Source organism: uncultured Megamonas sp. (assembly GCF_958438645.1).
Lineage (GTDB): Bacteria > Bacillota > Negativicutes > Selenomonadales > Selenomonadaceae > Megamonas.
This window is the reverse complement of record NZ_CAUBSM010000002.1, coordinates 110,080-132,829: the sequence shown is the minus strand read 5'-3', so window position 1 is coordinate 132,829 and position 22,750 is coordinate 110,080. Positions and strand designations below refer to the sequence as shown.

Genomic DNA, 22,750 nt, shown 5'->3' with positions numbered 1-22,750 from the left:
AATGGTATATATTATTATTATAAATAAGATGTATACATAAGAAAGAGGCGAATAAAAGTGGCAGCAAAAGTATTTACCGAAGAACAAAGACAAATTCTTAGTAGAAATCCTAATGTAGAATCTGTGGAAAAAACAAGAATTATATATACAGAAGCATTTAAGTCTTATTATGTAAAAAAATATTTATCTGGTAAAAAACCTACAGAAATTTTTATTGAGGCAGGTTTTGATCCAGCTATTTTGGGCAATAAACGCATTGAAAGAGCTTCAGCAAGATGGAGAAAATTATATGCTGATGGTCAATTAATTATAGAGAATAAAGAAAATATGACAGAAAAAGTGAAGGAAGAAAAAATAATGAACAGTGAACCGATAAAAAAGAGAAGAGGTCGTCCTCGCAAAAATCCAGTAGTTGAAGTTGTAGCAGAAACTAAAAAAGAAGAATATACAGTGGATGTGCCAAAGAAAAAACGCGGTCGTCCTCGCAAAAATCCAGAAGTTATAGCAAAAGTGGAAGCTACAGAAAATAAAGCAAAAACAGTTAAAAAACGTATAAATAAAATCGCAGAGATGGCAAAAAATATAAAATTAGCAGAACCTGTAGTGAAACAAGAAGTAAAAGAAGAAGTGGCACCACAGAAAAAAAGAAGAGGTCGTCCACCAAAAAATGCACAAAAAGCAGCAGAAATTAAAGTTGAAACTAAGGTAGAAAAAGTAGAAACACAAGTAAAAGCAAATGAACAAGTAGCAAAGAAAAGAAGAGGTCGTCCTCGCAAAATTGTACAAACTGTAGATGAAACACCAGTACAGAAAAAAGAAAATATCGAAGTAAAACCAGTAGTTGAAGCGAAAAAAGAAGTTTCAAAAGTAGCAAAAGTGGAAACTGTAAAAGAAATAAATCCAGTAGCTGATTTAGTAAAAGCTATCAATAGACTTACACGTGAAGTTAATTCTTTAAAACGTTTAGTCGCTGGTAAAAAAAGAATAAATTATTAATATATAAATATCTTTTTATCTCTGTAGAATATATGGAGATAAAAAGATATTTTTTTGGTCAAAATAGAAAAATAATTATAAAAGCTTTTTATTGACCTTTAACATTTATATTGTTATTATAAATATATTGTAAATGTGAATGTCGTTCATATTTAGTATATACATATATTGAAATATATAAATATTTGCTTGTATAAACTAGAATTAAAATAAGGAATAGGTGAGTTAAGTGATAAGCGTAACGAAATTATTATTTGCAACAGAATATTTTGGAGATTCTCTTCGTTATACAAATGATGCTCATAAAGCAAAAAATGGTGTAAAAGAAGGTGCAGGTCCAGTTGTAGTTTGGAATTCTACACGTACATGTAATTTAAAATGTCGCCATTGTTATATGAGTTCTGATGCTAAAAAATATGCAAATGAATTGACTACAGCAGAAGCTAAACAATTCATTGATGATTTAGCAGATTTTAATGTGCCAGTATTGTTATTTTCTGGTGGGGAACCATTAATTCGTCCGGATTTTTTTGAACTTGCAGATTATGCAGCGAAAAAAGGTGTGCGTCCTACATTATCTACTAATGGCACTTTGATTACACCAGAAGTAGCACGCAAAATCAAAGATATTGGTGTAGGTTATGTGGGCATTTCCCTAGATGGTCTTCGTGAAGTAAATGATAAATTTCGTGGCAAAGCTGGAGCTTTTGAAGCTGCTATGAATGGTATTAAAAACTGTGTAGCAGTTGACCAACGCGTAGGACTTCGCTTCACTATCAATCATCACAATATCCAAGAATTAGAGAATATCTTTGATTTCATTGAAGAAGAAAATATCAATCGTGTATGTTTTTATCATTTAGTATATTCCGGTCGTGGCAATCAAATGATGGATGAAGATGTAACAGCTGAAGAATCTCGCCGTGCTATGGATATAATCATTCGTCGCACTCGTGATTTTGAAGAACGTGGCTTGAAAAAAGAAATCTTGACTGTAGATAATCACTGTGATGGTGTATATATGTATTTAAAAGCTCTTAAAGAAGGCAAAGATGAGCTTGCTCAGCAGATTAAAAAATATATTTCCATGAATGGTGGTAACCGTTCTGGTATGGCATTTGCTGAAGTTGATCCACTCGGATATGTACATCCTGACCAATTTACACAACACCATACTTTTGGCAATGTTCGTGAACGTAAATTTGGTGATATTTGGCAAGATACAACAAATCCTATTATGGCTGGATTGAAAGATAGAAAACCATTATTAAAAGGTCGTTGCAGTAAATGTAAATTCTTAGATAATTGTAATGGTAATTTCAGAACACGTGCTGAAGCTCGTACTGGAGATTTTTGGGAATCAGATCCTTCTTGTTATTTAACTGATGAAGAAATTGGTATTACAGGAGATGAAAAATAATGATTATTTCATGGAATACAACTAATGCTTGTAATATGTTTTGCGACCATTGTTATCGTGATGCTGGTTGTAAAGCAGAAGAGGAATTAAATACTCAAGAGGCGAAAACGCTTTTAGAACAGATTGCCAAAGCTGGCTTTAAAATCATGATTTTTTCTGGTGGAGAGCCACTTATGCGTCCAGATATTTTAGAACTAGTAGCGTATGCTACAAAATTAGGTCTTCGCTCTGTATTTGGCACAAATGGTACGCTTATCACAGAAGAAATGGCTTTAAAATTAAAAAATGCTGGAGCTATGGGCATGGGTATTTCTCTTGATTCTATGGATCCAGAAAAACATAATAAATTCCGTAAATTCCCTAATGCTTGGGAAGGTGCTGTTCGTGGTATGAGAAATTGTCGCAAAGTGGGATTGCCATTTCAAATTCATACAACAGTGATGGATTGGAACCAACATGAATTGGAAGCTTTAACGGATTTTGCCGTTAAAGAAGGTGCTGTAGCTCATCATATTTTTTTCTTAGTACCAACAGGTAGAGGTAAAAATATCGAAGCAGAATCACTTCGTGCGAAAGAATATGAAGATGTAATCACAAGAATTATGAAAAAACAGCAAGAAGTGGATATCGAATTAAAACCTACTTGTGCACCTCAATTTATGCGTATAGCTGACCAGATGGGCATGAAACTTCGTTTCCGCCGTGGTTGCTTGGCTGGTACATCTTATTGCATTATCAGCCCTCGTGGAAAAGTACAGCCATGTGCTTATTTAAATATGGAGCTTGGTGATGTTCGCAAAACTCCATTTGATGAAATCTGGAAAAACAGCGAAGTATTGAATAAATTGCGTACTTTTGAATTTGAAGGCAATTGTGGTAAATGTAAATATAAATTCAGCTGTGGTGGCTGTAGAGCTAGAGCTGCTTATTATAATGATGGCAATTATATGGCAGAGGAACCATGGTGTTTATATAGTCATAAATAATAAAAGTGTTGTATATGGTCTAGGCTATATACAACACTTTTTTAGTTGATTTTAATTTAAAATTGTATGCTCATCATTGAATTTTATAATGCGACTATGAGGTAGAGATAATAATTCTTGTTCATGCGTGGAAATCAAAATAGTTTTATTAGCTTTGATAAAATTTATGAGAAATTCTTTAAACCATTGTCTAGTCTTATTATCAAGTCCATTTAAAGGCTCATCAATCATAAGTACATCTGGATTTAGAGCTAAGATTGCAGCAAGAGCCACTTTTTTCTGTTCGCCACCACTTAGATGATAAGGTGGTCTATCTTGTAAATGTTGTATATTTAAATAAATTAAAAGCTCATTTACGCGTTGATGAATAATTTCTTCATTCAAATTCATTTGTCTTGGGCCGAAGGCGATTTCATCATACACTGTAGCATTGAATAATTGTACATCTGGATTTTGAAAAATATAACCAATGCGTTTATGAAAGTTTTTGGCAAACATATTATCTTGTAAAGTATTTTTATCGATTTTCTTATTATCAAAGTAATATTCACCTTTAGTAGGAAAGATTAGACCATTTAAAAGTTTAAATAAAGTGGATTTACCACAACCATTAGGGCCTGTAAAAAAGATTAATTCTCCGGCATAGATTTTAAGAGAGATATCATTTAAAGCAGAAACTTCTTCATAGTTATAGCTTATATGAGATAGATTTATAATTGGTGTCATAGAAAATATCCTTCACTGAAAAAATAAAATAATAGATAAATGATAATTACGATGATATGCCAAATATATTTTAATTTAAATTTATGTTTAATAATTGGCGTATAATTTTCATCAAAACAACGACATATCATAGCATGATAAGTTTCTTTGGTATAAATCTGTGATTTTAGAAATGTAGTGCCTGATATAGAGGCTAGACTTTGATATTTAAAATTATTTTTACCGATAGAGCGTAATTTCAGAGAAATTAATAAATTGGTAATAGTATCTCCTAAAATCACGATATATTTTAATATTAAATCTAAGGTTAAAATAAATATCGCAGGAATATGAAATAGGCGAAGAATTTTACTTAGTCTATAAAAAGGGATAGTTTGAGCGATATAAGCTAAAAGAAGAACAGTTATAAAAATTTTAAAAGGCAGATAGAAAAGGCGAGTATTATTTAGTAATAGAGAAGGTAAAATTATTATTAAAGAAAATAAAGTTGATATCAAAGTCGGTTTTAATATAGAAATGATGAGTTTAGTATTTAAAGTCGATAGATAAATTAGACTAAAAGCTAAAATAATTAAAGGAAAAAATATTTTTTGTGCAGAATTTATTAAAATTATGGTGAGAAAAATGAACAATAATTTTTCACTGGGATTTAGCCGATTATTTTTATGGGAATAATTATGATGGCGAAGAAAAATTAATTTAGTAGTAATGGAAAATAAAGTTTTTTGCCAAAAATTATCTTTATCCTTTGGGGGTGTGTACTCATCTGTGGTTAAAAGCCATTTAGGAATTTTAACAGAATTATCAAAGTGATTGTTTTTTTGCATAAATAATACTTCCCAGTATTTTAAAGATGATGATTAAGAGAGCGACACCAATAATAGCTGAAGCTATATAAGCTAAAATATCAGTCGTTCCACTCATAGTATAATCAGGGAAAAAAGCTTCATAATTAAATCCATTTAATAATTTTTCTGGAATAAATCCAAGAGGAACCCCTGAAGAAGCGTCATTTAAAATTTCTTCTGGAGCCCATTCACCCCATGCAGTGCCTTCAGCTATGAGTCCAAGTGGAGAAATAATAATTAAAAATGCTAATAAAGAAAAAATAGAATTTAATTTTATCTGTTGGCTATCATAAATTATATTTGGAGATGTTTTGAGGATAAAAAGATATAAAGATAAAGTAAATGCACCTTCTGCTATGCCGGCAATTGTCAAATGAGATAAAGCCATAGCAGGTATGGATATCCAAAGCGGATAAGGACAATAAAGCGGTTGACCTAAATTATCTACAAATAATAATGGTTGGATGCCAAGTTCTAAAGCTGTGAAAAAGGCAGCTAAATTTATACTGATATAGGCAGATAGAAAAATAGTGCATTTATGATAAAACGGAGATAAATGAATTTTATTTAAAATTTTATAAATAAAAAAGCCTGTGAAAGGTAAAATAAATGCTATATTAAAACAATTGGCCCCAAAAGATAAAATACCACCATCACCAAAGATTATAGCTTGAATGAAAAGTGCTACACTGATAGCTATACAGGCAGCATAAGGCCCTAGCAGTAAAGCTATGAGTGTTCCACCGACGGCGTGGGATGTAGTGCCATCAGGAATGGGCAGATTAAACATCATTAAAATAAAAGCAAATGCACCACCTATGCCAATTAAAGGGATTTTATCAGCAGATAAAGTTTTATTTATCTTGCGGATAGAATAGTACCAGATAGGTGTCATAGCTATAAATAAAGTAGCACAAGTAGAAGGGCTTAAATAATTATCAGGAATATGCATAATGAAATCCTCCTTATAAATAATATTATTTGCCATCATTATATTATTTATAAATGATAAATATAAGCCTATGTATAGGATAGAAATAAAAATTAAAATAAAATCATGGATATCAAAGCATTAAGCTATAATTTAGGAAAGTAAAAATATTTTTATATGGGGGTATGGGGGAATATGATAATTAAAAATGAAAGAGGTGTATTTTATGAAATACGATTTAGAAAATATTAATGCTCGCTTTGGCATTGGCAGTCAAAAATGGCAGGAAATGAAAAATAATCCTTTAGTAGATGAAAAAGTAATTCCTTTTTCTGTAGCTGATATGGAATTTAAACTTGCCCCAGAAATCACAGAAGGATTAAAGAAATTTATAGATGATAATATCTTAGGTTATGCAGGCACGAATAAAAAATATCGTGAAAGCGTTTGTAAATGGCAACAAAAGCATCATGATTTTATAGTTGATGAAAAATGGCTTGTAGAAACACATAGTGTAGTAAATGCTTTTTTCACTGCTGTAAAAGCTTTTACGCAAAAAGGCGATGGTGTGATGTTATTTACACCTGTGTATTATCCTATGTATAAAGCTATAGAAATCAATCAAAGAAAATTAGTGGAAATACCTTTGATTAATAATGGTATGATATATGATATTGATTGGGACTTATTTACAAAAAAAGCTAAAGCAATAGATACAAAAATGTTGATACTTTGTAGTCCGCATAATCCTTGCGGTCGCATTTGGACAAGAGAAGAATTAACTAAAATCAGTGAAATTTGTTTAGCAAATGATATTTTAGTAGTAGCTGATGAAATTCATGCTGATTTAATCATGCCAGGATTTAAACATGTTTCTTATGGTACGATTTCTCAAGAAGCATTAGAACATTCAATTATTTGCACAGCACCAAGTAAGACTTTTAATCTAGCAGGTATGCAACTTTCTAATGTATTTATAGCTAATGAAAATTATCGCAATCTATTTAAAGCAGAACAAGCAACTGATGCAGATTTTGCTTGTAGTATTTTAAGTTATGAAGCTTGTCGTTTAGCTTATGAATATGGTGAAGAATGGTTGACAGAGGTCATAAATATCATTGATGTAAATAAAAAAATAATTATGGATTTTATGCAAGAGTATTTTCCACAAGTGAAAATAACACAACTTCAAGCGACATATTTATTATGGCTTGATTTTAGAGCATTTAATTTAACTAATGAGGAATTAGAAATGCGTAATCGCCAAAAAGCGTGCCTTTATTTTGATGAAGGATATATATTTGGTAAAGCAGGTAGTGGTTTTGAACGTTGGAACTTGGCTTGTCCAACAAAATATATCCATTGGGCATTAGAGCGTTTATATCAGGCTTATAAAGAGTTTGCTGTGAAATAAATTTATAGATAAAAAAAGAAAAACCTTCTATGTTAGGGCTATACATAGAAGGTTTTTCTTATGCAGTTTGAAGAGTTGTTATCATCAGTTTATCCAAGTTAGGGATAATTTTGTTGATAACATGAGAAAGAAGGTGTTCATCACAGCTTACGCCGATGATGTCTGCTACTTGTTTGAGGTTTTGTGTAGCGTTTTGAGCAGCAATGCCGTAGTCGGCAAAGAGAAGCATTTCTATATCATTGTCAAAATCACCAACAGCGATAAATATTTTATCCTTGTACATAGGCATTTTGCGTAAATTATCCAACATAATACCTTTAGAGGCATTTTTAGGAATTAATTCAAAATAACTAGACCAAGAAGTAAAATATTTGGCAATTTTATCCATCTCCATAGATTTGGCGAAATTATGGAGCCATGATATCGTATGAGTATTTGTTGTATAAAATTGGACTTTTAAGATGTCTAAATCATAAAGGTCATCTAGATTACTTCTGATATAAGATAAATTTTCACGTTTGATAACAGGGTCATCAAATTCTTCTTTAGTGATGATGTAAAAAGTATCTTTAGTATGAAGTTCTATACAAGTGTTAGGACAATGAATTAAACATTGTTTGAGAAAATTGAAAAGAATTTTTGTTTGCAGTGATAATGTTTTTAAGACTACATTATTATTCGTATCTTGCAAAATTGTACCATTATAGAATATGCTAGGTGCATTTATAGGAAGCTCTGGAATATATTCTTTACAGCTGATTAATGTTCTGCCAGTAGCTACTGCAAATGTACCACCGGCTTTAGTGAATTCATTTAAAGCATATTTGTTAATAGTGGAAATTTGCGATTTAGAATTAATTAATGTGCCATCCATATCACTGATTAAGAAAATATTACTAAAATCTGTCATAATTATTACCTCAAAATGGAGTTAATTTCGTAGAAGATAGAAGCTGCCACGCATAGCAAGTCTTCTTCTTCTACAAATATATTTAATAACCAGAGGTGCTATTTCCTAACTGATATGCTTTTATTATAAATGGAACTTTTAAAGATATAATGAAAGATTTGTAAAAAATTAATAAAAAATTTCAAAAAATATTGATATTTTTTATCTTTGTTGATATAATATTAATTAATAAAAATTATTGATTAATAAAAATTACAAAGGAGATGTTATTTATGAGAAGTATTACAAAACTTGATTTACAGTATGCACATCGTTTTTATGGTTTCAAAGGCGAAGCTCAATATCTTCATGGGCATACAGGTGTTCTCACCATTGAAGTAGAAGGTTCTATTAATTCTGGCGTAAATATGGTATTCCCTTGTAATGAAATTCAAAAAACAGCGTGGGAAGTTCTAAAAAACTTTGATCATGCTTTAATTTTACGTGAAGATGATCCATTACTTCCTGCTATTTTAGGTGTTTATGAGAAGCAAGGCATAAAAGATGGTGCACCAAACAATGTGATGAAAGGGCCTGCTTTTAAAACAGAACTTGCTACTGCATATCCAGATTGTCGTCTTGTTGTTACAAAAGAAACAATGACAGTTGAAGGTATGATAAAAATTGTTTATGAGCTTTTAAAAGATAAATTAAATATTGTAAAACTCACTTTCTCTAGTGGAGTTAATTTGGCATCTGAAGAATATGAACCACATCTTGAAATTGATCGTTGTCCATTATGTGGTATTACATTGAATGAAAATGGTGTTTGTCCAAAATGCGGTTACAAAAAACCATAATTAAATATTTATAAATAAAATTATAAATAGAAAAGCCACAGCATATATGCTGTGGCTTTTTTTATCGTTGACGAGCAACTGTTCCTGCTCTACCTGGTAAATATCCATGATAAACTTCACATTCCTTGATATTAGGAACATGTTTACCTTCTTCTAATTTTACAAATTCATAACCAAGCTTTTTGGCTTTTTTGATGAAATCATGAAGAATAGGCAATTGTTTTAAACCTTCCATTTCCGAATGGATAGTTAAGACATTAAATTCTTGGTTACAATGACTCAGCCAATAATCATTGATATTTTCTTCAGTGATTAATTTATCATCTAAAGTGCTACCTAAACATTCATCCATAGTGAGTAATGTTCCTGGAATTTGTAGTGGCAAATATTTTTTATCGTTCATTATAGGATAAAATGGATAATATCCGCGAACATCACTGCAATAATCAAAACTTAATTCTTGTTGAACTTTTAAACTGCGAGGTGTTACTTGCCAGCCAGGAGCAGCACAAGCTTTAGCTTTAAAGCCAGCTATTTTTTCAAAGAGATTGATGGCTTTAGTCAATTCTCCTTTTATAGTGTCTTCAGATAGGAAAGGCAATTTATCTTGCCAATAGACATGGTCCCAGCAGTGAATGCCGCATTCGTGATTTTCTTTGATAGCACGAAGAAATGGCATAGGATTTGGTTCGACGATATGAGGTGCAGGTAAAAGAGTACCATACATCATAGTTTTAAAACCATAGGTACTAGGTGCTTTAGTGCGTAGCATTTTAGTTAAAAAACCTTTGCGAAAGATACGGCGAATAGCTTTGCCGGAATTATCTGTACCCATGGAGAAAAAGAAAGTAGCTTTGATATTTTCTTGTTTAAAAACATCAAGCATGCGAGGTACGCCTTCATCATAGCCACGTTTTGTATCTACATCAATTTTTATAGCAATTTTTTTAGCCATAATATCCTCCTGATTTTATATATTTTAGCTAAAAAGCCATCGCTATTAGCAAATGCTAAGGGCAATGGCTTTTGTTTTTTTATAAATAAATGATTAAGCTTTATCTAAATTTTTAGCATACCATTCAAGTGTATAGTGGATTGCTTCGCGAAGTGTAGCTTTTGGTTTCCAGCCAAGGCGAGTTTCCATTTTTTTCACAGATGGCAATCTATCTTGCATATCATCATAGTTTTTACCGTAATATTTATCGGAGTCCATAACGATAAATTCTACTTTATCGGCTTTATCTTTGAATTCAGGGAATTTTTTCATTTCATCAACAACGATTTCAGCCATTTCTTTGATGGAATAATTGTTTTCAGGATTACCGATATTGAAGATTTGTCCTTCTGCTTGGTCATCTTTATTAGTGATGATATCAATTAAACCTTGTACGCCATCGCCTACCCAAGTAAAGCTACGACGTTGAGCACCACCGTTTACAAGTGTTATTTTGCCAGTGTATAAAACATCATAGATGAATTGAGTGATGGAGCGACCTTTATGTTCGCTTGCATCTTTAAAGCTATCAAGACGAGGCCCTACCCAGTTAAATGGACGGAATAAAGTGAATTTAAGGCCCATTTCTTGACCAAAAGCGAAGATTACTCTATCCATCATTTGTTTACTGCAACTATAAATCCAACGGCTCTTAGATACAGGACCTAAGATTAAATTACTGTTATCTTCGTCCATGACTTTATTGTTAGGATCAGGCATACCATATACTTCAGAAGTTGAAGGGAAGATAACGCGTTTACCATATTCAGCACATTTACGAACCATTTTTAAGTTTTGTTCAAAATCAAGTTCAAATGTCCAAAGTGGACGAGTTATATAATAAGCTGGGCGAGCAATACCGATTAATGGTAAAAGAACATCACATTCTTTGATTTGTTCATTGAGCCAAGCTTCTTCTTTGAAGATATCGCCTTTTTTCATAGAAAAGCGAGGATTATCCAAGAATTGAGTGATATTATTATCTGCTAAGTCAAAACCTTGAATTTCCCAATCTGTTTGAGCAAGTGCCATTTCAAGGAAATGAGAGCCAATAAAACCGTTTACACCAGTAACAAAAATTTTCATATGATAAATACTTCTTTCTATTTTTATTTATAATGTTTTATTCAAGTTCAAATTTAGTACCAATTGGCAATAAATCAGTAAATGCTTTGGCATCTAATTCAGCTTCATTTTCAAATTGTAATTTTTCTAGTTGAAGTAGACCTTTTCCAGTGCCAATGCAAAGTGGATTAGTACTTACAATTTCGCCAATATTTCCTGTTCCTTCGATTGGCTTTGCCCACCAAATGAATAGTTTTTTATTATTCACATAGGTGAAAGCTCCAGGAAAAGGATGTGTAACTCCTCGAATGAGATTATATAAACTAATAGCGTCTTTAGAAAAATCCAATAAACCATCTTTAGGGCGACGTCTGCCAAATTTTGTGGCTTGTGTATCATCTTGTGGTGTCAAAGTAATAGTACCTGCCTCTATTTTTGGCAAACAATCTTTGATGATTTCACTAGCGATTTTACTGATTTTGATGAAAACATCCAAAGATGTATCTGTAAATGCTATATCAAAACCACGTTGTTCAACGATATCACCTTCATCGGCTTTTGCTGTCATGAGGTGAAGTGTAGCACCTGTTCTTTTTTCACCATTTACTACAGCCCAATTAACACAAGTCTGACCGCGATATTTAGGCAATAGAGCACCATGAAGATTATAAGCACCTAAACGTGGTTTTAAAATGATTTCATCAGGAATTAAACGGCGAAAATAGAAAGAGAAGATGATATCTGGATTTAAATTTAAGATATAATTAGTAGCTTCTTCATCTATTTTTTTTGGTCTAAATACTGGTATATTATTAGCTTTAGCCAAATCATATACAGAATGAAACCATATTTCTTCATCAGGATCATCTTGATGAGTATATACAGCTAAAATATTAGCTTTAGCTTCTATTAATGTTTTTAGACAAGTATATCCTGGCTCACTATAGGCAAATACAACGATAGAAGGTCTATTCATCTTCTTTAGCACCGTCCTCATAGATTTTTCTGATTATATAATGAGGTCGTTGCTGAATTTGTTTATAAATTCTACCTGTATATTCGCCGATAATACCGAGAGCCATGATAGTAACACCGATTAAAAAGAAGTTTATGGCCATCAAGGTGAAAACACCACCAGCTTCAGGACCTACGACAATACGGCGTAAAATCAAATATAGGAAAAAGATAATACTTAAAAGAGAAATACCCATGCCACTCATAGTAACCATTTGTAGAGGAGCTATAGAGAAACTAGTCATTAAATCAAAATTTAAACGAAGTAAACGGAAGAAGCTGTATTTAGATTCGCCAAATTCACGTTCACGATGACTGACAGGAATTTCTATAGGATTTACTGCAAATTTTTGACCTAATGCAGGAATGAAAGTAGTGCTTTCACGACTTTGAACAATGATATCGACAATGCGACGGCTATATCCACGAAGCATACAGCCATAATCGCTGATATGCAGACCACTGATGCGATTAGTCATTTTATTTACAAAGCGAGAGGCAACTTTTCTAAATAGTGGATCATGGCGATTTTGACGACATGTACCGATGACATCATATCCTTCATCCATTTTAGCAATGAGTTTAGGAATTTCTTCTGGTGGGTTTTGTAAGTCAGCATCTAAAGTGATGATATATTTTCCGCGGACATTAGCAAAGCCAGAAGTGATTGCCATATGTTGACCAAAATTACCATTTAAATCAATGACGCGGACAGTTTTTTCATGTGCTTTTTGAAAATCGTAAAGCATGGCAAATGATTTATCACGACTGCCATCATTGATAAAAATTATCTCAAAACTACGCTGTAGATTTTCCATTACAGGATAGAGTTCTTTAAATAATTGGGGTAAAGATTCTTCTTCATTGTAAACAGGAATTACAATGGAAATTTCGGGACTTCCTAACATTTTTTAGTTATCAGCCTTTCATACCACAGATTTCTTTGATTGCTTCGATAACGTCAGTTACATCTTCATCAGTCATTGCAGGGAAGAGTGGTAAGGAAACAATACGTTCAGATACATATTCAGAATTTGGTAAATCGCCAGCTTTAAGACCAGTGAGTTCACCAAAGCAAGTGAATAAGTGAAGTGCTTGATAATGATAAGCAGTACCTATATTTTTAGCACTCATTTTTGCCATGAAATCATCACGACTAAAACCGAGTTCATCAATATCAATTAGAGGTGTGTATATATGCCAAGAATGAACATTACCTTCTTCAATTTCTGGAGGAAGGATTAAACCACGTACATCTTTTAATTCTCTTTGATAGCGAGCTACGATTTCACGACGACGATTATTGAAGTCTTCAAGATGTGTGAGCTGGTCGCGACCGATAGCAGCTTGAATATCCATCATCTGGTATTTTAAACCTGGACGGAAAATATCATAGTGAGCTTTACCATTTGCTTGATAACGGTTCCAAGCCCCTTTACTCATACCATTTTGACGTTGCATGGACATGATTTCAGCAGCTTCTTCATCATTTGTGCAAATCATACCACCTTCACCAGTAGTGATATTTTTTGTTGGGTGGAAGCTGAATATAGCAATGTGACGAGCACCACGACCAAAACCGATTTTTTTGCCTTTATATTCTGCACCGAGAGCATGAGCAGCGTCTTCGATAATAGCAAGATTATATTTTTGTGCGAGAGCTTCGAGTGCGTCCATATCGCAAGGGCGACCTGCAAAGTGAACAGGAATGATAGCTTTTGTTTTTGGTGTGATAGCTGCTTCGATTTTGTTTATATCTATATTGAAAGTATGAGGGTCAATATCCACTAAAACAGGTTTACCACCAGAAAATACAATTGCATTTACAGTACTAGCAAAAGTCATAGGTGTAGTAATGACTTCATCACCAGGTTCGATAAGTGCCATTACAGCAAGATGTAAACCAGCAGTGGCAGAGTTTACGGAAATACCAAATTTGCAACCTACATAGTCAGCAAATTTTTTTTCAAAATCCACTGTTTTAGGGCCCATAGCGAGCCAACCTTTACGAATAGAGTCTGCAACATCAGCAATAGCTTCTTCGCTAACCATAGGTTTAGCAAAAGGTAAAAATTCTTTACGCATTGAAATATTCCTCCAAATCATTTAACTATTATTTATTAATCAAAATAGTATATGACCCTTCAGTTATTACTTGTTTCGCTGGAGAAGTCAATACATTGAGACATTTATCTTTATAACGTTCTTTAACCACAATTATAATACGCTTTTGACTGTTCCACAAATTATTTAATTCTTCACCATTGAAAAACCAACCTGCACCGCTTGGATGTTCAGAGCCAAATTCAAGTTCACCTTTGAAATCAGCAAGGGCAACTCGTTGATTAGTGTAATATGGTATGCCATGATAAAAATCGCCATAATTTACGATTAAAGCATCTTGTGGATTTAATTCATTGATTTTTTGGCTTACATAATATGCAGATTGATTATTGTGTACTTGCTCTTGGACATCATGAAGACCTAAACCAAAGAAAAATCCCATGATACAAAGAACACTTATAGTGCAACGAAATCTTTTTGTTTTTATCCAAACAAAAATAGAGGCAATGGTACCGATGAATAATGCTGCTGTGAGTAAACCACCTTCAGCAATGAATTCATCAATTGTCAAATAATTAGAACTTAGGACATAGCCAACTAAAGCTCCGACAAAAGCTAAGCATAAGATGCTATTGATTAAAAAACTATGACAAAGCCAAGAATTTTCATCTTCAAAACGCTTGATGGAAGCTGCAATTAAAATGGCAAGTGGCATCCAGCAAGGCATGATATATGGTACTAATTTAGAATCGGAAATAGAGTAGAAAATGAAAATGATAAAGAACCATAATAATAAAAAGATGATATCAAAACGATTACGCTGGGACGTTGTTTTACGAATAACACCTTTTTTACTGAATAAGGATAATAAAAATCCTGTCCAAGGTAACATACCGATGATTACAAATGGGATAAAGAACCACCAAGGTTGGAATCTATCGTGCATTTTAGTTGTAAAACGCAAGAAATGTTCACGGACAAAGAAGAAATAAAAGAAATCATGGTTTGCTTGGCAAACAAGATAAAACCATGGAACAGTAACGATAAGAAAAGCTAAAATTCCTGGTAGATAAAATAATTTTAAAAATAAGCGAGGTCTTTTAGTTAAAATTGTATACCAAAATAAAATACCAAATGGTAAGATTATGGCAACTAAGCCCTTAGTTAAGACACCAAAGCCCATGGCAATATAAAAGGCAATAAGCCATTTTTTCTTTTCTGTGCGTTCAAAGGCATAGAAAAATACCATGCAAGCTGTCATAAATAAAGTCAGAGCCATATCTAAAATATTAATTGAAGCAACGATTAAATTTAAACATGATGTAGCTAGAATAGCACTAGCGAGTAGACCTACTTTGCGAGAATACATCATTGTGCCTAAAAATCCAGCAAGACCAACGCAACCGATAGCTGATAATGCTGGTAAGATGCGTCCAGCAAATTCTGTAACGCCAAAAATCTTCATCATGATGGCAGTAAACCAATATTGAAACGCAGGTTTTTCAAAGTATTCTACGCCATTTAGATGTGGTGTGATAAAGTCACCGCTTAATAACATTTCACGAGGTATTTGATTGTAACGCCCTTCATCAGGGTCCATTAAGTGATAGGAACCTAAATGAGCTAGGTATAAATAGAAAATAGCTAAGATAAATATTCCTAACAGTAATTTTTTATTTTTTAGACAAAAATCACGCAAGAAAAAACCTCCTAAATTTCATGATTAATAAAATATATGCAAACTATATAATTATACTATTTTCTATGTTTATCTACAATCAAGATATAGTATAGACTTTTAAAATGATTTTTTTCTGAGAAGATATAGTCAGATATTTTTTAAATTTTTGCTGTAAGATTGTATTATATGTGTTAAGATTAATAATTAGTTAATAAAGGGAGATGGAATTTTGACAAATTTATTATTGATATTAACAGGTGTATTGTTGAATGCAGCTGCTCAATTAGTTTTAAAAAAAGGTATGTCTCAAATAGGAAGTATTCAAGTAGATCTAAATTCTATATTGACTATGATTTTAAAAGTAAGCACTAATTTATATGTATGGTCTGGGCTTATCTTTTATGTAATAAGTTTCATTGTTTGGCTTATGGTACTTTCCCGCGTGGAAGTAAGTTATGCTTATCCATTTTTAAGTATAGGTTATATCATTGCTGCCTTTGTGGGATATTTTTATTTTGGCGAATCCATGACTTTGAATAAAATAGGTGGCATTATCATTATCTGTTTAGGTGTATTCTTATTGTATCGTTCTTAATAAGATTATAAGATTGTATTGATTTATAAATATAGAAGGATTTTGTTATGAAAGCTAAAAATTATGTAAAAGTAGGATTAGTAATATCTATCATTTTACATGTAGGGATTTTTGCTTTAGGTGGATATGTTATGAATAATATAACAAAAGAAATAAGTGAAAAAACGATAGTAAAATCCTCCGATGATGAAGATATTACGTATGTAGATATTGGTATAACTCAAGATAATGAGCCTGATGATGTAGTAGTAGAACCAACAGAAGAAATAAATTCTCAATCAGAAGTAGTGGTGGATAAAGAAGATTTGGAAAAACCAAAACCTCCAGTAGAAACCATTGATCCACCAGAAGATAAGAAAGAAAAAAAAGAAGAGCCTGTAGTGAAAAAAGAACCTAGGCATAAATTTCGTACTTATAAAGATACAAATATTGTAGTTAAAGAAATATCGAAAGAAAATCTCATTTTAAATTTTAGTGATGTAAAAGATTCTAAAGATTTAATGCCAACATATAAACATAAAGAAAAACCTGTTTATGATTATAATTTAGTACCAGAAGGCGAAGCGATTATCGTCGTTGTAGAGTATATAATGGATGAACAAGGAAAAGTGATTCAGGCTTATCCTGTGCTTCCAGCAGAAAAATCTGATTTAGGCCTAAGTGAAGAAGAATATCAAGATTTAAATACAGCATGTATTCAGGCTTTAGAAAAATACGAGATAATACCTCCTAAGGATAAAAGAGGAAATATTCCTCAACAGGAAAAATTTATCTTAACTCACGATGGTGCTGTAGAAAAATTTAATTTTTAATAAAAAATAAACTGCATGTAAAATTTATTGGAATTATTTTACATGCAGTTTTTTTATTTATTTATGGGTAATAATTAAATATTTGTTGGTTTCAAAGTAAATACGGGTATTTTTATCATTTAATTCATTTAAACATTCTTGTTTATATTTTTGAGGAACGACTAATAAAGTATTTGGATTTTGTTCCCATATGGTTAAAAATTCGTCTTTATTTAAAAACCAACCTTGTCCACTAGGGTGGCTGGCACCAAAATCTAATTCACCTAAATAATCATAAATGGCGATGCGAGATTTGGTATAAAATGGTAAATCTTGTAGATAATCTTTATAGGAAAGAATTAAAGTGTCTTTTGTTTTTATGGAGTTTACTACCTGAGCAATTTCTTTTCCTGTGCGATGTTGAGCTACTTGAGTGATTACAGGTTGCAAAGAAAAGCTAAATAAAATGGCAGAGATGGCATAAATAGATATTATTTGAGTAAAATTTTCATATTTATACCAGGATATAAATATGATTATATTAGATATAATCAATACTAAAATGATAAAGCTACCAGATAAGATAAATTCTTCTAGTGTAATGAAATCGCTTTTGATAGTAGTGATGATTAAGGCTGCAATTATGATTAAAGAGATAAATGCATTGATTATCATGGCAATCTTTATTTTTGTTGACTGGTAAGTTATTTGATTTAAATGGCGACTTATTAATATAGAAAGAGGCATAAGACAAGGAACAATATAAGGTACAAGTTTGGAATCTGATATAGAGTAGAAGATAAAAATTAGGCTAAACCATAAACAAAGATAAATATATTTATGTCTATGAGGATTAGTCATAAATTTATGCCATGTTTTTTGAGGTGATTTGGAAAGTAATGATGATATGAAAAATCCTGTCCAGGGAAAAATTCCTAAAATAATGCAAGGTATGAAAAAATAAAATGGTTGATAACGATCGTGAACCTTAGTTAAATAGCGTAAAAAATGTTCATGAATAAAAAAGAAATAGAAAAAGTCAGGATTATCTCTACAAACTAAATAAAACCATGGCACACAAATTACAAGAAAGATCAATATACCAGGTAAAGATATACTTTTTAATAATAGTTTTAAATTTTTAGTAAGCAAGCAATAAGAAAATATAATAATAGCAGTCAAAACGATAGCTATTAGACCTTTAGTTAAAGTGCCAAAAGCCATGGAAGCATAGAAAATATAAAGATATTTTGATTTTTGTGTAGTACTAAATTGATAATAACTTACCATAGATAAGGTGATGAAAAAAGAGATTGCCATATCTAAGATATTTAAAGAACCAATGATTAAATAAAGAAAAGAACTACCAAGTATGATACTAGCTAGAAAACCTGTTTGGCGATTAAACATCTTAGTGGCTAAATATCCTGTCAAATAGATGCCACCTAGAGCAGATAGAGCGGGAAATAAACGCACGGCAAATTCATTTTCACCGAATATATACATGAAGAAAGCTGTTATCCAATATTGCAGGGCAGGTTTTTCAAAATACTCCACGCCATTTAAATATGGTGTAATAAAGTTCTTATTGGCTAACATTTCGCGAGGAATTTCAGCATATCTTCCTTCATCAGGATTAATTAAAGGATATAGACCAAGATGCCATAAATATAAAATTATAAAAATAATGGCTATAGTAAAGATAGATGTTTTATCGAGATTTTTTAAATCAAATAGTTTAGATGGATGTTGCGACTGTTTCATACGATTACTCCTTTATATAATCTTGAATATAATTAATTTAAGAAAAGCATATAGGAGCATTCTGAAAAAAAACTGAGATAAAAAATAAAGAAGAGTGGAAAAGATTTATTTTCCACTCTTTTTTTTATTAGATATTAATTATTAAAGTAAAACAAGAACCCTTCTCATCATTGTTTTTTACAAGAATATCACTGTGATTTTTTTGTGCGAGTATTTGAGCTATTGATAAACCAAGACCATTACCATAATAAGTGCGAGTATTATTAGCACGATAAAATGGCTTAAATATATGCGGTAAGTCTTCAATGGATATGCCAGGGCCACTATCTTTGATGGCAATTTTTATACATTGTTTATCTTCTGTTATGGTAATAAAAATAGAACTATTTTCATCACTGTATTTAATAGCATTATCCACTAAGATGGCTAATATTTGCTCAATATGAGACATATCAGCTGTTATAAAAATATCTGGAGGGTTAGAAATTTTGAGGGTGATTTGTTTATTTTTAGCTAATAAAGAAAATTTAGTGTAGATTTTATTGATGAGATTGTTGAGGTTAAATTTAGTGCTATGCACAGTTAATGTATTATTGGTATTTCTTGCAGATAATAATAAATTGTCAATGAGCTTTTTCATCTTTAAGCTTTCATCATTAATATCATCAATAGTATCTATGGAAAATTTAGAGAGATTATTTTCATCATCTGTTTTTAATACAGTTAATCCAGACATTATAATGCTTAAAGGCGTTCGTAATTCATGAGAGGCATTGGCAATAAACTGTTTTTGTTGTTCAAATGATTGAACGACAGGTTGCATAGCTTTATTTGCCATTTTATAAGCGACATAGCGTACAAAAAATAAGGATAGAGAAATAATTATTAATAAAATAAAGAATATGCGAATTTGTTCACGCACCCAATGAGTTACTTCTATGCCAACATAGACTTCACCTAAAAATACATTATTTTCTAGGAGTGGATAACGCATATAAATTAAATATTTCAAATGGCGATTATCAACTAAATTAAAATCAAAATATACCTTATGAAAAGAAAGTGAATTATCATTAATAATTTTAGTGATAGATTTTTCAGACCATTCCATATTATTATGTTCAAATACTAATTGATGGTCTTTGGTATATCCATAGATGAAAATTTTATTAAAATAATTATCTTCTTCAGGCGAGTTATCATCATCTTTAGGAAAATTTTTTAAATCCTTAGTATTGATTTTATAAAATAAGTCTTCACTTTCTTCAATAGCGAGCATTTTTATATGAGATAATTGGCTTTTATATGATATAGAAAAACCTACAATATATAAAGAAAATGATACAAATAATAATAGTAATACAGTAAGATAGCAATAATCTTTAACGATTTTTTCTTTGAATTCTTTAAACATATTAAGCATCCATTTCAAATTTATAACCAATACCACGAATGGTTTGAATACAATTAGTTAATCCTATTTTTGTTAATTTTTGACGTAGAGATTTTATTGTTACATCTAAAGTATTGGAATTTATATTAGTATCATATCCCCAGATTTTATCAATAATTTGTTCACGAGGTAGAATTTGATGTGTATTTCTAATTAATAGTTCCATGAGTTGATTTTCTCTAGGGCTTAAAGATACTTCTATTTGTTTATAAGTCAAAATGGCATTACAACAATTTAATTTTAGATTGTTATATTCAATGATATCATTATAAAATGTTTTATTAATGCGGCGGGATAGGGCTCTTAATCTAGCTAGTAATTCAGGAAATTCGAATGGTTTGGCCAAATAATCATCAGCCCCGCTATCTAGACCATCAACTCTATCTTCTAGAGTATCTCTGGCAGTTAACATTAAAATAGCTGTTTGATTATTTTGAGCACGTAGATATTTACATACTTCAATGCCAGATTTTAAAGGCATCATCCAATCTAAAATAATGATGTCATAATCAGATAAATTAGCATAATCGATAGCATCTTGACCATTATATACACAATCTACAATATAATTTTCTTTTTTTAAAAGGAAATTAATCATTTTAGATAATCTTTTATCATCTTCTGCAAATAATATTCGCATGAGGAAAACCTACTTTCAAATTTTATACAATAAATGATACTTTCCTTAATATTTTATAATATTAAAATATAAAAATAAATATCTGCAAAATTTTACATTTATTTTATATTTATACAAGTATTTATATTATTTTTATATATCTTTAATAATGATTTTACATATTATTAATTATTATTTTAAAAAGCTTTTTTATAATAATAAACGTTTTGGAATATTTCGCCAAAAACATTAATTTTTATTGAGCAATTTTGGGTTTTATTTTTATAAAGTTAAAATTTTTAATTTTATAGAAGTATTATATATTAACTATTTTGGAGGAATATTTAATGTTAAAGAAAAAGCTTATTACAAGTGCAATTACAGCAAGTTTAATGATGGGAGTTGCAAGTACATCTTTTGCAGCAACAAATCCATTTAGTGATGTGCCTGCTGATAGTTGGGCATATGATGCAGTTACTACACTTGCGAATGATGGTGTAATTGATGGTTATCCAAATGGTACATATCAAGGTCAAAACACTATGACTCGTTATGAAATGGCTCAAATTGTAGCACGTGCTATGGCGAGAACTGATCTTGAAAAAGCAGATAAAGTTGTTGTTGATAAATTAGCTGCTGAATTTGCGGAAGAATTAGATAATCTTGGTGTTCGTGTAGCCGATTTAGAGAAAAAATCCGATAATGTAAAATGGAAAGGCGAATTAAAATATAAATATGTTCAAGCTAATCATGATGAAGGTAAAGATAAACGTTCAAATAAATTAGAATTTAAACTTGAACCAAAAGCTTATATTGGTAATTCTGGTTGGACAGCTAATGCCAAAATTGAATATACAATGTATCCAGAAACAGATAGTAATGCAGATGGTGTAGAAGTTACTAGAGCATATGTAGAAGGGCCTTTATTTGGTGCTACAGTAGCAGCAGGTCATCTTCCTTTAGATATTTGTCAAGGTATGATATTTGATGATGAACTTTCTGGTGTAATGGTAGATTTTGGCAGTGATGTATTTAATACAAATTTAACTGTTGGTCGTTATAGTGAAAATGATCATGATGGTAAAATTCCAGAAGATAAAACAGCAAAAGATATCACTGCTGATTATTATGGTGTGCAATTTGACTATACACCAAGTGATAATTTAGCACTTAATGCAGGTTATATTTTATTGAATGGTTTAGACGATAGTGTGGATTTAGACCTAGATGTAGATGATAATAAAGCTAATTTATGGTATGCAGGTGGTAAGTATAATTTTGATAAAAATATAGCATTAGTAGGTCAATATTTACAAAATACAGATGCTAACAGTTATGATAAAGCTGGCAGTGTAGAATTGCAGTATAAAGGTGCTGATCTTAAAGATGCTGGTTCTTGGGGGGCATATTTAGGTTATCGTCATCTTGGTGAGAATGTAACCATTGAGACAGCTTATGATGATGCTGACGCAGGACAAAAAGGTCTTGTAGCTGGTATAGAATATGTATTTGCTCAAAACTTAGTAGGTTCACTTTTGTATTTTGATGGTAAAGATATGAAGACAGATACAGATGCCGATACTGTATATACTAGTCTTAAATTTAAATTTTAATTAAATTGCATATGATTGATTAGAGAT

General features: G+C 31.3%; 21 protein-coding genes. 8 read left to right on the top strand and 13 right to left on the bottom strand.

All coding sequences use genetic code 11. The features are described from left to right. Positions 1–57 precede the first annotated feature (57 nt). The 3 genes from Q5I67_RS02605 to nirJ2 all read left to right on the top strand — a co-directional run bounded on the left by Q5I67_RS02605 (position 58) and on the right by nirJ2 (position 3,402). Positions 58–996 (top strand): HTH domain-containing protein, encoded by a 939-nt coding sequence (locus Q5I67_RS02605; protein ID WP_302486270.1) that lies wholly within the window; start codon positions 58–60, stop codon positions 994–996. A gap of 229 nt (positions 997–1,225) precedes the next feature. Next, positions 1,226–2,416, top strand: coding sequence for a putative heme d1 biosynthesis radical SAM protein NirJ1 (nirJ1, locus tag Q5I67_RS02600; RefSeq protein WP_296896540.1), 1,191 nt, complete (start codon positions 1,226–1,228; stop codon positions 2,414–2,416). After that, the gene (gene nirJ2 / locus Q5I67_RS02595) at positions 2,416–3,402 is read left to right on the top strand and encodes a putative heme d1 biosynthesis radical SAM protein NirJ2 (protein WP_296896543.1); all 987 of its coding nucleotides are present in this window, start codon (positions 2,416–2,418) and stop codon (positions 3,400–3,402) included. The genes nirJ1 and nirJ2 overlap by 1 nt, the downstream gene beginning before the upstream one ends. Before the next feature lie 51 nt (positions 3,403–3,453). On the opposite strand, the gene Q5I67_RS02590 is transcribed toward nirJ2, so the two are convergent. From Q5I67_RS02590 to cbiM, 3 genes are read right to left on the bottom strand one after another with little or no spacing between them, the layout of a single operon-like run. Continuing rightward, positions 3,454–4,128, bottom strand: coding sequence for an energy-coupling factor ABC transporter ATP-binding protein (locus tag Q5I67_RS02590; protein WP_302486269.1), 675 nt, complete (start codon positions 4,126–4,128; stop codon positions 3,454–3,456). Then, the gene (locus tag Q5I67_RS02585; protein WP_302486268.1) at positions 4,125–4,955 is read right to left on the bottom strand and encodes an energy-coupling factor transporter transmembrane component T; all 831 of its coding nucleotides are present in this window, start codon (positions 4,953–4,955) and stop codon (positions 4,125–4,127) included. Before Q5I67_RS02585 ends, Q5I67_RS02590 begins: the two co-directional genes overlap by 4 nt. Next, positions 4,933–5,928 (bottom strand): cobalt transporter CbiM, encoded by a 996-nt coding sequence (gene cbiM / locus Q5I67_RS02580; RefSeq protein WP_302486267.1) that lies wholly within the window; start codon positions 5,926–5,928, stop codon positions 4,933–4,935. The genes Q5I67_RS02585 and cbiM overlap by 23 nt, the downstream gene beginning before the upstream one ends. A gap of 205 nt (positions 5,929–6,133) precedes the next feature. Between cbiM and Q5I67_RS02575 the strand changes: the two genes are divergently transcribed. Further along, positions 6,134–7,321: a MalY/PatB family protein gene (locus Q5I67_RS02575; RefSeq protein ID WP_302486266.1), complete on the top strand. Its 1,188-nt coding sequence runs from the start codon at positions 6,134–6,136 to the stop codon at positions 7,319–7,321. 58 nt (positions 7,322–7,379) lie between these two features. Here the strand turns inward: Q5I67_RS02575 and Q5I67_RS02570 are convergent, their stop codons facing one another. Further along, complete coding sequence (locus Q5I67_RS02570) at positions 7,380–8,231, bottom strand: HAD-IIB family hydrolase (protein WP_302486265.1); 852 nt, start codon at positions 8,229–8,231, stop codon at positions 7,380–7,382. A gap of 272 nt (positions 8,232–8,503) precedes the next feature. On the opposite strand from Q5I67_RS02570, the gene Q5I67_RS02565 reads away from it, so the two are divergent. Next, the gene (locus Q5I67_RS02565; RefSeq protein ID WP_302486264.1) at positions 8,504–9,070 is read left to right on the top strand and encodes a 6-carboxytetrahydropterin synthase; all 567 of its coding nucleotides are present in this window, start codon (positions 8,504–8,506) and stop codon (positions 9,068–9,070) included. A 61-nt stretch (positions 9,071–9,131) separates the two neighbouring features. Here the strand turns inward: Q5I67_RS02565 and Q5I67_RS02560 are convergent, their stop codons facing one another. The 6 genes from Q5I67_RS02560 to Q5I67_RS02535 all read right to left on the bottom strand — a co-directional run bounded on the left by Q5I67_RS02560 (position 9,132) and on the right by Q5I67_RS02535 (position 15,906). After that, complete coding sequence (locus tag Q5I67_RS02560; RefSeq protein WP_302486263.1) at positions 9,132–10,025, bottom strand: 4-deoxy-4-formamido-L-arabinose-phosphoundecaprenol deformylase; 894 nt, start codon at positions 10,023–10,025, stop codon at positions 9,132–9,134. A 93-nt stretch (positions 10,026–10,118) separates the two neighbouring features. Further along, a complete protein-coding gene (locus tag Q5I67_RS02555; RefSeq protein ID WP_018998869.1) occupies positions 10,119–11,150 on the bottom strand; it encodes a bifunctional UDP-4-keto-pentose/UDP-xylose synthase in 1,032 nt (343 codons plus the stop codon). Positions 11,151–11,187: 37 nt separating this feature from the next. Further along, positions 11,188–12,105 carry a formyltransferase gene (locus tag Q5I67_RS02550; RefSeq protein WP_302486262.1) on the bottom strand — a complete coding sequence of 306 codons (918 nt, stop codon included), beginning with the start codon at positions 12,103–12,105 and terminating at the stop codon, positions 11,188–11,190. Further along, positions 12,098–13,051, bottom strand: a complete 954-nt coding sequence (locus Q5I67_RS02545) for a glycosyltransferase (protein ID WP_302486261.1) — start codon at positions 13,049–13,051, stop codon at positions 12,098–12,100. The genes Q5I67_RS02550 and Q5I67_RS02545 overlap by 8 nt, the downstream gene beginning before the upstream one ends. Before the next feature lie 10 nt (positions 13,052–13,061). Continuing rightward, the gene (locus Q5I67_RS02540) at positions 13,062–14,228 is read right to left on the bottom strand and encodes a DegT/DnrJ/EryC1/StrS aminotransferase family protein (protein ID WP_302486260.1); all 1,167 of its coding nucleotides are present in this window, start codon (positions 14,226–14,228) and stop codon (positions 13,062–13,064) included. Between the two features lie 28 nt (positions 14,229–14,256). Beyond that, positions 14,257–15,906: a phospholipid carrier-dependent glycosyltransferase gene (locus Q5I67_RS02535; RefSeq protein ID WP_302486259.1), complete on the bottom strand. Its 1,650-nt coding sequence runs from the start codon at positions 15,904–15,906 to the stop codon at positions 14,257–14,259. A gap of 211 nt (positions 15,907–16,117) precedes the next feature. On the opposite strand from Q5I67_RS02535, the gene Q5I67_RS02530 reads away from it, so the two are divergent. Both Q5I67_RS02530 and Q5I67_RS02525 read left to right on the top strand, forming a co-directional pair. Then, positions 16,118–16,483, top strand: a complete 366-nt coding sequence (locus tag Q5I67_RS02530) for an EamA family transporter (protein WP_302486258.1) — start codon at positions 16,118–16,120, stop codon at positions 16,481–16,483. A 47-nt stretch (positions 16,484–16,530) separates the two neighbouring features. Further along, complete coding sequence (locus tag Q5I67_RS02525; protein ID WP_302486257.1) at positions 16,531–17,295, top strand: hypothetical protein; 765 nt, start codon at positions 16,531–16,533, stop codon at positions 17,293–17,295. A 57-nt stretch (positions 17,296–17,352) separates the two neighbouring features. On the opposite strand, the gene Q5I67_RS02520 is transcribed toward Q5I67_RS02525, so the two are convergent. The 3 genes from Q5I67_RS02520 to Q5I67_RS02510 all read right to left on the bottom strand — a co-directional run bounded on the left by Q5I67_RS02520 (position 17,353) and on the right by Q5I67_RS02510 (position 21,131). Further along, entirely contained in the window at positions 17,353–19,038 is a 1,686-nt protein-coding gene (locus Q5I67_RS02520; protein WP_302486256.1) for a phospholipid carrier-dependent glycosyltransferase, read from the bottom strand. A 127-nt stretch (positions 19,039–19,165) separates the two neighbouring features. Continuing rightward, positions 19,166–20,452 carry a cell wall metabolism sensor histidine kinase WalK gene (locus Q5I67_RS02515; protein WP_302486255.1) on the bottom strand — a complete coding sequence of 429 codons (1,287 nt, stop codon included), beginning with the start codon at positions 20,450–20,452 and terminating at the stop codon, positions 19,166–19,168. A 1-nt stretch (position 20,453) separates the two neighbouring features. Further along, entirely contained in the window at positions 20,454–21,131 is a 678-nt protein-coding gene (locus tag Q5I67_RS02510; RefSeq protein WP_302486254.1) for a response regulator transcription factor, read from the bottom strand. Positions 21,132–21,457: 326 nt separating this feature from the next. Here Q5I67_RS02510 and Q5I67_RS02505 point away from each other — a divergent pair, with 326 nt between their 5' ends. Beyond that, positions 21,458–22,723, top strand: a complete 1,266-nt coding sequence (locus Q5I67_RS02505; protein ID WP_302486253.1) for a porin — start codon at positions 21,458–21,460, stop codon at positions 22,721–22,723. Positions 22,724–22,750 lie beyond the last annotated feature (27 nt).